Here is a 15187-nt window from a genome sequence, read left to right as displayed (position 1 = left end):
CTACAGAAAAGAAGAAGTAATGTAATGAGTTGTGCTATAATGTAGCTACAAGAATGACGAAGGTAGAAGGAGAGGAAATCGTTGACGTACCAAGCATTTTATCGTGTTTACAGACCACAAAGTTTCCGCGAAATGTCTGGTCAAACCCACGTAAAAAGAACACTTCAAAATGCTCTCCTAGCAAATAAAACAACGCATGCGTATTTGTTTTCTGGTCCACGAGGTACAGGTAAGACAAGTACTGCTAAAATTTTTGCTAAAGCATTAAATTGCGAAAAAGCACCAACAAATGAACCTTGTAATGAATGTCCAACTTGCCGAAGTATAACAGAAGGCTCGCATCCGGATGTCATTGAATTCGATGCCGCTTCCAATTCCCGCGTTGAAGAAATTCGCGACATTATTGAGAAAGTAAGGTTTGCTCCCGTAAGTGCTCGCTATAAAGTGTATATAATCGACGAAGTGCATATGCTTTCTACGAGTGCTTTTAATGCTTTACTCAAAACGTTAGAAGAACCTCCATCTCATGCGGTATTTATTTTAGCAACAACCGAGCCTCATAAATTACCAGCTACAATTATTTCTCGCTGTCAACGGTTTGATTTTAAACGCCTCTCTTCCAACGATATTGTGGAACGAATGAAATTAGTGTTAGAGGATATCAATTTACCTTTTGAGGAACAGGCGTTAAAAGTCATTGCCCAAGCAGCTAGTGGTGGGATGAGGGATGCACTAAGTTTATTAGATCAAGTCGTATCCTTTAGCGGGGAAAAGTTGACTTTAGAAAATGCTTTGTTGGTAAGCGGATCCATAAGTCAAGATGTATTCTATGATATGGTTGTTGCTTTAAAAGAAAAAGACATTGCACATGTCCTATCTTTATTGGAAGAGTTAATTGCAGAAGGAAAAGATCCTCTTCGTTTATCGGAAGACTTAATTACCTTCTTCCGAGATTTATTGTTGCTTCAAACAAGCGAGGATTTAGAGGAACTGTTAGAGCTAGTGACGCCAGAGGAAAAATTTATCGAGTTGTCCCGCGAGTTTTCAGCCGATGCGCTTTACGGATATATCGATATCCTATCTAAAACACAGCAAGATATGAGATTTTCTCATCACACGAAAGTTTATTTGGAAACGGCTTTATTGAAAATGACTCAATTTTCGAATGTAGGTGTGTTGAAAGCGGGAGAAATGCCACAAGCGGATTCTGTATTGAATAATAAAGTCATACAATTAGAGAAAATAATTTTTCAATTGAAAGAGCAAATTGAAAATGGAGCGGCGATGTCTGCAACGGATGCACCAGTTAAAGATGAGAATCGCCAAAGAACAAAAATAACGAATGCATACAAAGCGCCGACGGGTAGAATAAAAGAAGTATTAAAAGAAGCTACTAAAAAAGACATTATTCAAATTAAAAATGCTTGGTTACCTGCACTCAACCAACTGCAAAAATCACAATCAGCTCTATTTGCGGAAGCAGAACCAGTTGCAGCTTCTTCTAGTGCATTTGTGATAAAATTCAAGTATGATATACATTGTCAAATGGTTGCTGAAAACAAAGACCTCACTTCTACATTTTCTCAAATACTTTTCCAACAAATGGGTATCATGTACGAAATTTTATGTATACCAGAAAGTCAATGGACCGTTTTGCGTGAAAACTTTATTCGGGAGAACGGTTTAAATCTAAAAAAAGATCAAAATGCAGGTAAGGTTCAGGAAAGCGCTCCTGAGGCGCCATATATTGACGATGCAAAAGAGATCGAATCGGAAGACCCAATTGTGAAAGAAGCGGAAAAAATGTTTGGGAAAGATTTTATTGAAGTAGTAGAAGATTGATGATTTTCAGCATAATTATTAATGAATGTCAATGAAGGAGGACGTATTTATGCGTGGAATGGGTAATATGCAAAGTATGATGAAAAAAATGCAAAAAATGCAAAAGGAAATGCTTCAAGCACAAGAAGAATTAAATGCAAGACAATTTGAAGGAACAGCTGGCGGTGGCATGGTAAAAGTAATAGTTAGCGGTGAACGCAAAGTGCTTGAAGTCAACATAGATCCTTCTGTAGTGGACCCTGAAGATGTAGAAATGCTGCAAGATTTAATTACCGTTGCAACAAATGATGCATTGAACAAAGTGGATGAAGCAACTGCGGCAACAATGGGCAAATTTACACAAGGCTTAAACCTTCCGTTCTAGGAGGAAAAATTAAATGTATTATCCTGAACCAATATCAAAGCTCATTGATAGCTTTATGAAATTGCCAGGCATCGGTCCGAAAACTGCGGCTCGACTGGCATTTTTCGTTTTAACAATGAAGGAAGATGCAGTCTTGTCCTTTGCAAAGGCATTAGTTGATGCGAAGAGAGACTTAACATACTGTTCTGTATGTGGACATATTACAGATGTGGATCCGTGCCAAATTTGTACTGATCAATCAAGGGATGTCTCAACAATTTGTGTCGTACAAGACCCTAAAGATGTGATAGCTATGGAGAAAATGAAGGACTACCATGGCTTGTATCATGTATTGCATGGCGCTATCTCACCGATGGATGGAGTTGGACCAGAAGACATAAATGTAGCTTCTTTAATCAACCGATTAAAAGATGAAAGAGTAAAAGAACTTATTTTAGCAACCAATCCAACGATTGAAGGAGAAGCAACGGCAATGTATATTTCACGTCTAGTAAAACCATCCGGAATTCGAACAACCCGTATAGCCCATGGATTACCAGTAGGTGGCGATCTGGAGTATGCTGATGAGGTAACGTTATCTAAAGCTTTGGAAGGACGGCGTGAAATATAAAGTGGGTTTATTTAGTAGAAAAGGAAAGTTAAAAAAAGAATTTGATGAGCAGTTAGCGCGATTAATGCAAGAAACGAAAGATGATTGGAATAATGCAAAACTTCTTGAAGAGTTAACCGAAGATTATAATTTAGATGTCATTGCTCAAAGTAAAATTGCTGAAAGCATTCACTTTTATCTTTTTAAAGAAGCACGAATCCGAAAAATCATGTTGCGTTAAATAAAAGTAGGACCATCGTATAAAACAATTTCCTGATTTATAAAAAAATAAATACTAAGAGTAGCCGTTATAGCATATGTTTCCAATGTACTTAAACTCAGGAGGAGATTGGATGGGTACATATTTAATTTTAGGTGCTATATGCGTGCTACTCATGATACTTCTTACTATTGGTAAAAGAATTGGCTATGGAATAATCATTGAAAAGCTCGCAATTTTTTGGTTCCGCCTAGCTTGTTCTTTCGCCTTTTTGTATATAGCACATATAACGGTTGATGGATTTGATATTATCGTTCCTGTTAACTTCTTTTCCGCTTTAACAATCACTATATTAGGATTTCCAGGAGTTCTATGCATAGCAGTTTTAACTCTTTTACAATAAATTAATTAAAATCTCTTGCATTGTTTTAATTATGTTGATATAATGAATTTCCCTTTGAGTTACAAAATAAACAAGGGAATTAAAAAAATATTGACAAACAAAAGATGATTTAGATATAATGTAAGAGTTCTCTATCGAGAGTTAAAAATGTGTAAAAAAAGCTTGAAATATTAATTAAACATGATATAATATTTTAGCGTCACTAAATTAACACTAGATGAACCTTGAAAACTGAACAACAAAACGTTAATGCAATAAATTATCTAGTTGTTAACCCTCGTTAACAAACTAGATTCGGATATTAAATTTTGAGCAAATCAAATTTTCTTTTATGGAGAGTTTGATCCTGGCTCAGGACGAACGCTGGCGGCGTGCCTAATACATGCAAGTCGAGCGAACCAATTGAAAGCCTAGCTTTCATGAGGTTAGCGGCGGACGGGTGAGTAACACGTGGGTAACCTGCCCTATAGACTGGGATAACTCGCGGAAACGCGTGCTAATACCGGATAACACATCAAAGTGCATGCTTTGATGTTGAAAGATGGTTCTGCTATCACTATAGGATGGGCCCGCGGCGCATTAGCTTGTTGGTGGGGTAACGGCCTACCAAGGCGACGATGCGTAGCCGACCTGAGAGGGTGATCGGCCACACTGGGACTGAGACACGGCCCAGACTCCTACGGGAGGCAGCAGTAGGGAATCTTCCACAATGGGCGAAAGCCTGATGGAGCAACGCCGCGTGAGCGAAGAAGGTCTTCGGATCGTAAAGCTCTGTTGTAAGGGAAGAACAAGTGCAGTAGTAACTGGCTGCACCTTGACGGTACCTTACTAGAAAGCCACGGCTAACTACGTGCCAGCAGCCGCGGTAATACGTAGGTGGCAAGCGTTGTCCGGAATTATTGGGCGTAAAGCGCGCGCAGGCGGTCTCTTAAGTCTGATGTGAAAGCCCCCGGCTTAACCGGGGAGGGTCATTGGAAACTGGGAGACTTGAGTGCAGGAGAGGGAAGCGGAATTCCATGTGTAGCGGTGAAATGCGTAGAGATATGGAGGAACACCAGTGGCGAAGGCGGCTTCCTGGCCTGTAACTGACGCTGAGGCGCGAAAGCGTGGGGAGCAAACAGGATTAGATACCCTGGTAGTCCACGCCGTAAACGATGAGTGCTAAGTGTTAGGGGGTTTCCACCCCTTAGTGCTGCAGCTAACGCATTAAGCACTCCGCCTGGGGAGTACGGTCGCAAGACTGAAACTCAAAGGAATTGACGGGGGCCCGCACAAGCGGTGGAGCATGTGGTTTAATTCGAAGCAACGCGAAGAACCTTACCAGGTCTTGACATCCCGCTGACCGCTATGGAGACATAGCCTTCCCTTCGGGGACAGCGGTGACAGGTGGTGCATGGTTGTCGTCAGCTCGTGTCGTGAGATGTTGGGTTAAGTCCCGCAACGAGCGCAACCCTTGTCCTTAGTTGCCATCATTCAGTTGGGCACTCTAAGGAGACTGCCGTACAAATACGGAGGAAGGTGGGGATGACGTCAAATCATCATGCCCCTTATGACCTGGGCTACACACGTGCTACAATGGACGGTACAAACGGTCGCGAAGTCGCGAGACGGAGCCAATCCGAAAAAACCGTTCTCAGTTCGGATTGCAGGCTGCAACTCGCCTGCATGAAGCCGGAATCGCTAGTAATCGCGGATCAGCATGCCGCGGTGAATACGTTCCCGGGCCTTGTACACACCGCCCGTCACACCACGAGAGTCTGTAACACCCGAAGTCGGTGAGGTAACCCTTTCGGGAGCCAGCCGCCGAAGGTGGGACAGATGATTGGGGTGAAGTCGTAACAAGGTAGCCGTATCGGAAGGTGCGGCTGGATCACCTCCTTTCTAAGGATATTTACGGAAGCATTAGCGTTTTGTGTTCAGTTTTGAAGGTTTATGACCTTCAAAGTTATAGTGTTGTTCTTTGAAAACTGGATAAACGACATTGAAAGCAAGATATTTACTGTAAAGTTCTTAATTTTGGTTAAGTTATTAAGGGCGCACGGTGGATGCCTTGGCACTAGGAGCCGATGAAGGACGGGACTAACACCGATATGCTTCGGGGAGCTGTAAGTAAGCTTTGATCCGGAGATTTCCGAATGGGGGAACCCACTGTTCGTAATGGAACAGTATCTTAACGTGAATCCATAGCGTTAAGAAGGCACACCCAGGGAACTGAAACATCTAAGTACCTGGAGGAGAAGAAAGAAAAATCGATTCCCTGAGTAGCGGCGAGCGAAACGGGAACAGCCCAAACCAAGAGGCTTGCCTCTTGGGGTTGTAGGACACTCTATACGGAGTTACAAAAGGATGGGTTAGACGAACCGTTCTGGAAAGGACGGCCAGAGAAGGTAAAAGCCCTGTAGTCGAAAATCCATCCTCTCCTGAGTGGATCCTGAGTACGGCGGAACACGTGAAATTCCGTCGGAATCCGGGAGGACCATCTCCCAAGGCTAAATACTCCCTAGTGACCGATAGTGAACCAGTACCGTGAGGGAAAGGTGAAAAGCACCCCGGGAGGGGAGTGAAAGAGAACCTGAAACCGTGTGCCTACAAGTAGTCAGAGCCCGTTAACGGGTGATGGCGTGCCTTTTGTAGAATGAACCGGCGAGTTACGATTACGTGCAAGGTTAAGCAGAAAATGCGGAGCCGCAGCGAAAGCGAGTCTGAATAGGGCGTTTTGAGTACGTGGTCGTAGACCCGAAACCAGGTGATCTACCCATGTCCAGGGTGAAGGTGAGGTAACACTCACTGGAGGCCCGAACCCACGCACGTTGAAAAGTGCGGGGATGAGGTGTGGGTAGCGGAGAAATTCCAATCGAACTTGGAGATAGCTGGTTCTCTCCGAAATAGCTTTAGGGCTAGCCTCGTGTGAAGAATACTGGAGGTAGAGCACTGTTTGGACTAGGGGCCCACCTCGGGTTACCGAATTCAGACAAACTCCGAATGCCAGCTATTTATACACGGGAGTCAGACTACGAGTGATAAGATCCGTGGTCAAAAGGGAAACAGCCCAGACCACCAGCTAAGGTCCCAAAGTAATCGTTAAGTGGAAAAGGATGTGGCGTTGCTTAGACAACCAGGATGTTGGCTTAGAAGCAGCCATCATTTAAAGAGTGCGTAATAGCTCACTGGTCGAGTGACGCTGCGCCGAAAATGTAACGGGGCTAAACGATTCACCGAAGCTGTGGATTCGTGCGTTGCACGAGTGGTAGGAGAGCGTTCTAAGTGCGTCGAAGTCAGACCGGAAGGACTGGTGGAGCGCTTAGAAGTGAGAATGCCGGTATGAGTAGCGAAAGATGGGTGAGAATCCCATCCACCGAATGACTAAGGTTTCCTGAGGAAGGCTCGTCCGCTCAGGGTTAGTCGGGACCTAAGTCGAGGCCGAAAGGCGTAGACGATGGACAACAGGTTGATATTCCTGTACCACCTCCCCGCCGTTTGAGTGATGGGGGGACGCAGGAGGATAGGGAATGCACGCCGTTGGTCGAGCGTGTCCAAGCAGCAAGGCGTGGAAGTAGGCAAATCCGCTTCCTAATACGCTGAGCTGTGATGGGGAGCGCGTTACGCGCGAAGTTCCTGATTTCACACTGCCAAGAAAAGCCTCTAGCGAGGCGGGAGGTGCCCGTACCGCAAACCGACACAGGTAGTCGAGGAGAGAATCCTAAGGTGAGCGAGAGAACTCTCGTTAAGGAACTCGGCAAAATGACCCCGTAACTTCGGGAGAAGGGGTGCTCATTGGGGTGCAAGCCCTGATGAGCCGCAGTGAATAGGCCCAGGCGACTGTTTAGCAAAAACACAGGTCTCTGCAAAACCGTAAGGTGAAGTATAGGGGCTGACGCCTGCCCGGTGCTGGAAGGTTAAGAGGAGGAGTTAGCGCAAGCGAAGCTCCGAATTGAAGCCCCAGTAAACGGCGGCCGTAACTATAACGGTCCTAAGGTAGCGAAATTCCTTGTCGGGTAAGTTCCGACCCGCACGAAAGGCGTAACGATCTGGGCACTGTCTCAACGAGAGACTCGGTGAAATTATAGTACCTGTGAAGATGCAGGTTACCCGCGACAGGACGGAAAGACCCCGTGGAGCTTTACTGTAACCTGATATTGAATTTCGGTGCAACTTGTACAGGATAGGTAGGAGCCGTAGAAGGGGGAGCGCCAGCTTCCCTGGAGGCGCCCTTGGGATACTACCCTGGTTGTACTGAAATTCTAACCCGCAAGCCTGATCGGCTTGGGAGACAGTGTCAGGTGGACAGTTTGACTGGGGCGGTCGCCTCCTAAAAGGTAACGGAGGCGCCCAAAGGTTCCCTCAGAATGGTTGGAAATCATTCGCAGAGTGTAAAGGCATAAGGGAGCTTGACTGCGAGACCTACAAGTCGAGCAGGGTCGAAAGACGGGCTTAGTGATCCGGTGGTTCCGCATGGAAGGGCCATCGCTCAACGGATAAAAGCTACCCCGGGGATAACAGGCTTATCTCCCCCAAGAGTCCACATCGACGGGGAGGTTTGGCACCTCGATGTCGGCTCATCGCATCCTGGGGCTGTAGTCGGTCCCAAGGGTTGGGCTGTTCGCCCATTAAAGCGGTACGCGAGCTGGGTTCAGAACGTCGTGAGACAGTTCGGTCCCTATCCGTCGTGGGCGTAGGAAATTTGAGAGGAGCTGTCCTTAGTACGAGAGGACCGGGATGGACACACCGCTGGTGTACCAGTTGTCTTGCCAAAGGCACCGCTGGGTAGCTATGTGTGGACGGGATAAGTGCTGAAAGCATCTAAGCATGAAGCCCCCCTCAAGATGAGATTTCCCATTGCATAAGCAAGTAAGATCCCTCAAAGACGATGAGGTAGATAGGTCCGAGGTGGAAGCACGGTGACGTGTGGAGCTGACGGATACTAATCGATCGAGGACTTAACCAATCATTTCAATGTCGTTATCCAGTTTTGAGAGAACAACCTCTCATATAGTGAAGTGACGATGGCGAAGAGGTCACACCCGTTCCCATACCGAACACGGAAGTTAAGCTCTTCAGCGCCGATGGTAGTAAGGGGCTTCCCCTTGTGAGAGTAGGACGTCGCTTCGCAAAAAGGCACCACAATAGTGGTGCTTTTTTTATTGCAAAAGTTGAAGCCCCTTACTAACAAGGACTGAAAGTCCGATCGGCGCGATACAGAAACCACATGCTAAACAAAAGTAAAATAAATATTTGAAGGAGACGAGAAGCACGGGGACCAAGAAGTTCAAGGAAGCGAGGCAGCCCGGAGCGGAGCGTACTAAGTACGTGAGCACCGGACTGCCGAAGCTGACACAGAAATTCGCCGGTCAACGTGCTTCGGAGTTAGCGCCGATGGTAGTTAAGGGGTCCCCTTGTGAGAGATAGACGAGCGCTTCGCAGAAGGCACCACAATAGTGGTGCTTTTTTTATTGCAAAAGTTGAAGCCCCTTACTAACAAGGACTGAAAGTCCGATCGGCGCGATACAGAAACCACATGCTAAACAAAAGTAAAATAAATATTTGAAGGAGACGAGAAGCACGGGGACCAAGAAGTTCAAGGAAGCGAGGCAGCCCGGAGCGGAGCGTACTAAGTACGTGAGCACCGGACTGCCGAAGCTGACGCAGAAATTCGCTGGTCAACGTGCTTCGGAGTTAGCGCCGATGGTAGTTAAGGGGTCCCCTTGTGAGAGTAGGAAGTAATATGCCACTGTAAAATGCTAATTTCACAAGTGAAAACCCAACGGTTTAAAAAGATAGTCTTTAAAACAAAAAATAATTAAAATTTTACAGCGTTTAATTGAAAATAACAACAAGGACAAAAAGTCCACTCGAGTTCAAATAAACCGCAGTACAACTAAAGAAACCTACAAAAGAAAAGCATATACCAACATTTAATTTCAATTAATAAAGAGAAGATACAGTGTATGAGCACCGGACCGCTGAAGCTGACGCAGAGTTTTGCCGGTCAACGTGCTTCGAAGTTAGCACCGATGGTAGTAAGGAACCCCCTTGTGAGAGTGGATGTGGCTTTTCAATAATACCACTGTAAAGTGGTAATAAAATCTTTCTAACTATTTTATAGGTAATAACAAGATGAGTTTTCTCCCTATTAAGACTATAATAAAGGAAGAGTATTTAGCGGGGTGAGATGATGAGAATAGGACGGCCGTTAATTGAAACATTGGAGAATTTTGTGGAAAAACAACCAACATCCTTTCACGTTCCGGGCCATAAAAATGGATTGATATCAGGATTACCGCAACCAATACAAGGCATGTTACCCTTCGATGTAACAGAACTAACAGGACTTGATGATTTCCATCATCCAAAAGAAGTTATATATGAAGCCGAAAGATTATTAGCCCAAACATACGGTGCAGATCGCAGTTTTTTTCTAGTGAATGGTTCAACAGTGGGCAATTTGGCGATGATTTATGCAACTTGTAAAAGAAACGAAAAAATCATAGTACAAAGAAATGCACATAAATCTATTTTTCATGCTCTTCAATTAATTGGTGCTAAACCGATTTATGTCTCGCCTGAATGGGACGACGAAACTAGAACAGCAACTCACGTTTCGTTAACTACTTTAAAAGAGGCACTACGAATACATCGAGATGTAAAGGCTGTAATTTTAACTTCTCCAACCTACTATGGAGCGGTATCAAATGAATTAAAACAACAAATCGAATTATGTCATCAGATGAATATTCCGGTATTAGTCGACGAGGCCCATGGAGCTCATTTAACAGCAAGTAAACAATTTCCGGAATCTGCATTAGATTTAGGAGCAGATATTGTTGTTCAATCGGCCCATAAAACGTTACCAGCCATGACAATGGCCTCTTTTTTACATATCAAGTCTAATATTGTTGAAGCAGAGCAGGTCAACCGTTACTTACGAATGTTGCAATCAAGCAGTCCATCCTATATATTATTGGCTTCATTAGATGATGCAAGACATTATGTTCAAACATATTTAGAAAGCGATGCAAATTATTTATTGGACAGAAAAAAGCATTGGATTGAAGCATTGCGTTCAATTCAATCGTTACAAGTCATTGAAATGGACGATCCTTTAAAAGTGTTATTAAGGGTGCGAGGTTATAGCGGTTTTCAATTGAAGGATGCGTTAGAAAAGCAAGGAGTATATTCAGAATTAGCAGATTTACATCAGGTATTATTCATATTGCCTTTATTAAAACAAGGACAAAGTTATCCTTTTGCAGAAACGAGAATGCGTATTAAGGAAGCGGTTGAGTCTTTACAAAGCGTTGAAGAAGTACCTATCGAATTTGCAACAGCATTTAAAGAAGTGAATAAAATATCCATTCCTGAATATTCATTTTGTGAATTAGAGGAAAAAGATACGGAATGGATTCCCTATATGCGAGCAATAGGTAGAATTTCAGCAAGTATGGTGATACCATATCCACCAGGTATCCCTTTACTCATTCCTGGAGAAAAAATTACTGTTTCGAAGCTCAGTCAATTGGAAGAACTATTAGCGGTCGGAGCATCTTTCCAAGGGAATCATCAACTTGAAGAAAAGCTGATATGCGTCTATAAATAAACAAAGAGTAAACTGGATGGAGGAACAGACTTGTGGGTTATTTAATCAGTTTTGAAGGTGGAGAAGGCTCAGGTAAGAGTACAATTCTTAAACAATTGGCAGAATATTTAATTCAACAGGGGTATTCCGTAGTTTGTACGAGAGAGCCTGGCGGAATTGAAATAGCAGAACAAATTCGAAATGTAATTTTAGACAAAAAGAATGTAAATATGGATGCAAAGACAGAGGCGCTTTTATATGCTGCCGCAAGAAGGCAGCACTTAGTTGAGAAAATCATACCTGAGTTGGAAAAAGGAACGATTGTATTATGCGACCGCTACATTGATAGTAGCCTTACTTATCAGGGATATGCAAGAGGATTGGGGATAGAAGAAGTATATACCATCAATCAATTTGCTATCGGTGATTTTTTCCCTGATTTAACGTTATATTTAGATGTATCACCAACAATTGGACTTTCAAGAATACAAAAAGATGGTGAACGAGAAGTCAACCGATTAGATTTAGAATCATTGGAATTTCATTCAAAAGTAAGAGAAGGTTATTTGAAACTACTTAAACAGTTTCCAGAAAGAATAAAGGCCATTAATGCAGAAAATGAAATTGAAGTAGTACTAGAAGAGGTAATAAATATTGTATTACCATTCTTAAAAGACAAAAGTTAATGATTTCGAGTTCTCTAATGTTTTTCAAAACCAATTTCATACAACCAAAAGGAATGCATTCTAATGAAAAGAACGCATTCCTTTTATTTTGCGTAAAATAACTGCATAAGGATGATGGTGATATAGCCCTTTGTGTAGAATAAACTTTTTTGGGTAAGAGTAATAGAGAAAATTGGATTTACTTTGTTAATAAAGGTATTTTGTAATGATAAAAAGGAATCTTCAATAAAATAATATAAATTTCCATATTTTAATCATAAATATTCTTAACTGCTAAAAAGTTATTTATTTATTCTTGTCATAAGAACAAGGAAATGAAGTGAACATGTAATGTATGGTATAATAAAAACACGCAAGTTAGGAGTGAATGCGTATGAAATTAGTAATTGCGGTCATTCAAGACCAAGATAGTAACCGACTGTCTAATGCCTTAATGAAGCAAAATTTTCGTGCGACTAAGTTAGCGAGTACAGGAGGATTCTTGCGCTCAGGGAACACTACTTTTCTAATTGGTGTAGACGATCAAGATGTTTCCAAGGTATTAGACATTATTCGAGATAATTGTCGGGCAAGGGAACAAATGGTCACTCCTGTTTCACCTCTTGGAGGAAATGCAGATACCTATATTCCGTATCCGGTTGAGGTGGAAGTTGGTGGTGCAACGGTATTTGTTTTACCGATCGAAGAATATCACCACTTTTAACAGCTTATACTTTGCCAAATCCCATGAAAAAGTGAGCGAGGGCTGAATGAAGTGAAAATTAATCAAGATTTACGAGTTGGAATCAAAACAAATATACATGAAATGAAGCAACCAAATGAGGCAAATCAACGCTTTGGAGAATTGGTTGTGAAGCAAGGACAGAAACTGCAAAGTGAGCAATTAACTCGATTGCTAGGAGATATTTCCGCTGCAGGTGATCGAGTAGCAAGGTCAAGAAACTTGCGAGATTTAGCGAGATTTAAGATGCTTGTGAGGCGATTTTTACAAGAAGCTGTTGAATATGGCCTTGAACTAAAACAGTCTCACACTTGGAATCGATTTGGTGAAGGTAGAAGACTTAAAATTATTAAGAAAATTGATGAACGTTTAGTTGAACTAGCTCAAGATTTATTAGATGAAGAAAAAGAAACGATTGATTTGCTTGATAAAATTGGCGAAATAAAAGGTTTGTTAATTAATTTATATATGTAAAACCCGTGTCTTTTACCATGGTGATAGACACGGGATTTTTTCTAAAGAAAATGAAGGAAGTCATCCTGATCAAAGAAAAGGTGAAAAGAAATGCTTGATACAGTGGATGAGCTAATGAAGCTGCAACCAATCGTCATAAAACAATTACAAATGATTTTTGAAAAGGGACGTATTGCACATGCTTATATTTTTGAAGGCGAAAGAGGAACAGGCAAAAAAGAAGTAATGAAGTTTTTTGTTAAATTAATGTTATGTCAAAGTCCGTCGAAAAATGTTCCATGTGAAACATGCAGAAATTGTAAACGCATAGAATCAGGCAATCATCCCAATGTTTTGCAAATAGAACCTGATGGTCAATTTATTAAAGTTGAACAAATTCGTGATTTAATATCAAATATGACAAAAACAGGTATGGAAGAAGGCAGAAAAATTTATGTAGTTCATCATGCAGATAAAATGAATAATGCTGCAAGTAATACATTATTAAAATTTTTAGAAGAACCAGATGGATTAGTGACAGCAATACTCTTAACGGAGCAATATCAATCGATATTGCCAACGATTCAATCACGTTGTCAGCATATTAAATTTTCAAGTATTCCTAAAGACTTTTTAGTCCAACAATTACAACAGCAAGGGTTAACGTTTTCCATGGCATCAACTGTCAGTCAAGTGACAAATAGTCTTGAAAAAGGTCTTGCTTTAGCACAAGATGAGCAGTTTGCACTAGCGAGAAAAACAGTGTTAAAATTAGTTGAGACTGTTAGAAAAAATGTCAATGAAGCCATGCTAATTGTATATGATGAATGGCTTCCAAATGTAAAAGATAAAAGTGATTTTGAACTCAGTCTTGATTTACTTCTGTTAGCTTATCGTGATATTGTAGCTATAAAGGCAAACCCTGAAAGTTCTTGTACCTATCCAGATATGGTAGATACATGGAAGGAAATTGCATTAACTTCTACTTTCGAACAATTGTCGAATCAAATGCAAGCAATATTACAAGCAAGACAAAATGTAGGTCGTAATATGAATCGCACGCTTTTAATGGAACAGCTTATGCTGAAATTGCAGGAGGGGTATTCCTTTGTATAATGTGGTAGGTGTCCGCTTTAAACGGGCGGGTAAAATATATTATTTCGACCCTGGAGAATATCAACTTGAAAAAGACCAATATGTCATTGTTGAGACAGCTCGAGGTGTCGAATATGGAAAAATTGTTGTTCCAATGAGACAAGTTGGTGAAAATGATGTTGTTTTGCCTTTAAAGCAAGTTTTACGTCCTGCTACAGAGCGAGATAAAATCCAAGTGGAAGAAAACAAAGCTGAAGCAAGACGAGCTTTTGATATAGCGAATGTAAAAATTGCTGAACATCAACTGGAGATGAAACTTGTTGATGTTGAATATACATTCGATCGAAATAAAGTGATTTTTTATTTTACAGCAGAGGGAAGAGTCGATTTCCGTGAATTAGTGAAAGATTTAGCTGCGATTTTCCGAACTCGTATCGAACTTCGCCAAATCGGTGTAAGGGATGAAGCTAAGCTTCTTGGAGGTATTGGTCCTTGTGGTCGAATGCTCTGCTGTTCAACATTTCTAGGAGATTTTGATCCGGTCTCAATTAAAATGGCGAAAGATCAAAATTTATCATTAAATCCGACAAAAATTTCAGGATTATGTGGTCGTCTTATGTGCTGTTTAAAATATGAAAATGACGATTACGAAACAGCGAAAGATGGAATGCCTGATATTGGCGAGACAACTATTACTCCTGATGGGATTGGAACAGTCGTTGGAATCAATGTGCTAGAAAGAGTCATTCAAGTATATTTAGAAGAGCTTGAACGCACCGTTGAATATACGCTGGAGGAAATACTCGAGTGTGAAAAGAATCTGATATAGATTAAAACTAATGGGGTGGCTTGGTTGAGGGACCGTAATTTTTTGGATTCTATAATGGAATTTGAACAGCAACTAGAAACGTTACAACAGCAGTTTAACGAGTTAAAAAAATTTGTTGCACATATGGTAGAAGAACATCAGTCACTTCAAACAGAAAACTTTCATTTAAGAAGACGACTAGAAGAACTTTCGAAAGCAGCAGAAGGAACTTCTGAACAAGGTGAAAAGAAAAGCTATTTAGATATTGGGGAAGGATATGATAATTTAGCTCGACTATATCAAGAAGGGTTTCACGTATGCAATGTACATTTCGGAAGTTCCCGCAAGGGTGAAGACTGCTTGTTTTGTCTATCGTTTTTTAATAAAAATGGTTAATGTAAAGGCTGATACCCGAATTGGGTACAGTCTTTTA

At 41.7% G+C, this 15187-nt stretch carries 12 protein-coding genes and 3 rRNA genes; all 15 read left to right on the top strand.

The genetic code is table 11. The features are described from left to right. Positions 1–81: 81 nt before the first annotated feature. The 15 genes from dnaX (at position 82) to yabA (ending at position 15150) form a co-directional block, all read left to right on the top strand. Positions 82–1842 carry a DNA polymerase III subunit gamma/tau gene (gene dnaX, locus NST00_RS02710; RefSeq protein WP_339289502.1) on the top strand — a complete coding sequence of 587 codons (1761 nt, stop codon included), beginning with the start codon at positions 82–84 and terminating at the stop codon, positions 1840–1842. A gap of 49 nt (positions 1843–1891) precedes the next feature. Then, the gene (locus NST00_RS02705) at positions 1892–2206 is read left to right on the top strand and encodes a YbaB/EbfC family nucleoid-associated protein (protein ID WP_016839564.1); all 315 of its coding nucleotides are present in this window, start codon (positions 1892–1894) and stop codon (positions 2204–2206) included. Positions 2207–2219: 13 nt separating this feature from the next. Beyond that, entirely contained in the window at positions 2220–2816 is a 597-nt protein-coding gene (gene recR, locus NST00_RS02700; protein WP_016839562.1) for a recombination mediator RecR, read from the top strand. Beyond that, complete coding sequence (locus tag NST00_RS02695) at positions 2806–3036, top strand: YaaL family protein (RefSeq protein WP_016839560.1); 231 nt, start codon at positions 2806–2808, stop codon at positions 3034–3036. The genes recR and NST00_RS02695 overlap by 11 nt, the downstream gene beginning before the upstream one ends. A gap of 112 nt (positions 3037–3148) precedes the next feature. Continuing rightward, positions 3149–3418 (top strand): pro-sigmaK processing inhibitor BofA family protein, encoded by a 270-nt coding sequence (locus NST00_RS02690; RefSeq protein ID WP_016839557.1) that lies wholly within the window; start codon positions 3149–3151, stop codon positions 3416–3418. Positions 3419–3746: 328 nt separating this feature from the next. Continuing rightward, positions 3747–5299: ribosomal RNA gene (locus tag NST00_RS02685) — 16S ribosomal RNA — on the top strand. A 137-nt stretch (positions 5300–5436) separates the two neighbouring features. After that, positions 5437–8363, top strand: a 23S ribosomal RNA gene (locus tag NST00_RS02680). Between the two features lie 48 nt (positions 8364–8411). Further along, positions 8412–8527: ribosomal RNA gene (gene rrf / locus NST00_RS02675) — 5S ribosomal RNA — on the top strand. Together the 16S, 23S and 5S rRNA genes form the textbook arrangement of a ribosomal RNA operon. 1063 nt (positions 8528–9590) lie before the next feature. Beyond that, positions 9591–11012, top strand: coding sequence for an aminotransferase class I/II-fold pyridoxal phosphate-dependent enzyme (locus NST00_RS02670; RefSeq protein ID WP_340710147.1), 1422 nt, complete (start codon positions 9591–9593; stop codon positions 11010–11012). Positions 11013–11044: 32 nt separating this feature from the next. Next, positions 11045–11677: a dTMP kinase gene (tmk, locus tag NST00_RS02665; protein ID WP_016838878.1), complete on the top strand. Its 633-nt coding sequence runs from the start codon at positions 11045–11047 to the stop codon at positions 11675–11677. Positions 11678–12050: 373 nt separating this feature from the next. Continuing rightward, positions 12051–12380 carry a cyclic-di-AMP receptor gene (locus NST00_RS02660; RefSeq protein WP_168412555.1) on the top strand — a complete coding sequence of 110 codons (330 nt, stop codon included), beginning with the start codon at positions 12051–12053 and terminating at the stop codon, positions 12378–12380. Positions 12381–12431: 51 nt separating this feature from the next. Continuing rightward, positions 12432–12872: a YaaR family protein gene (locus NST00_RS02655; RefSeq protein ID WP_168412545.1), complete on the top strand. Its 441-nt coding sequence runs from the start codon at positions 12432–12434 to the stop codon at positions 12870–12872. 90 nt (positions 12873–12962) lie between these two features. Beyond that, the gene (gene holB / locus NST00_RS02650; RefSeq protein ID WP_016838875.1) at positions 12963–13967 is read left to right on the top strand and encodes a DNA polymerase III subunit delta'; all 1005 of its coding nucleotides are present in this window, start codon (positions 12963–12965) and stop codon (positions 13965–13967) included. Beyond that, positions 13960–14775, top strand: coding sequence for a PSP1 domain-containing protein (locus NST00_RS02645; RefSeq protein ID WP_016838874.1), 816 nt, complete (start codon positions 13960–13962; stop codon positions 14773–14775). The genes holB and NST00_RS02645 overlap by 8 nt, the downstream gene beginning before the upstream one ends. Positions 14776–14799: 24 nt before the next feature. Then, complete coding sequence (yabA, locus tag NST00_RS02640) at positions 14800–15150, top strand: DNA replication initiation control protein YabA (protein ID WP_016838873.1); 351 nt, start codon at positions 14800–14802, stop codon at positions 15148–15150. Positions 15151–15187: the final 37 nt, after the last annotated feature.

It is taken from the genome of Ureibacillus sp. FSL K6-0165 (assembly GCF_038004285.1).
Classification (GTDB): domain Bacteria; phylum Bacillota; class Bacilli; order Bacillales_A; family Planococcaceae; genus Ureibacillus; species Ureibacillus thermosphaericus.
This window is presented reverse-complemented; position numbering and strand designations above follow the sequence as displayed.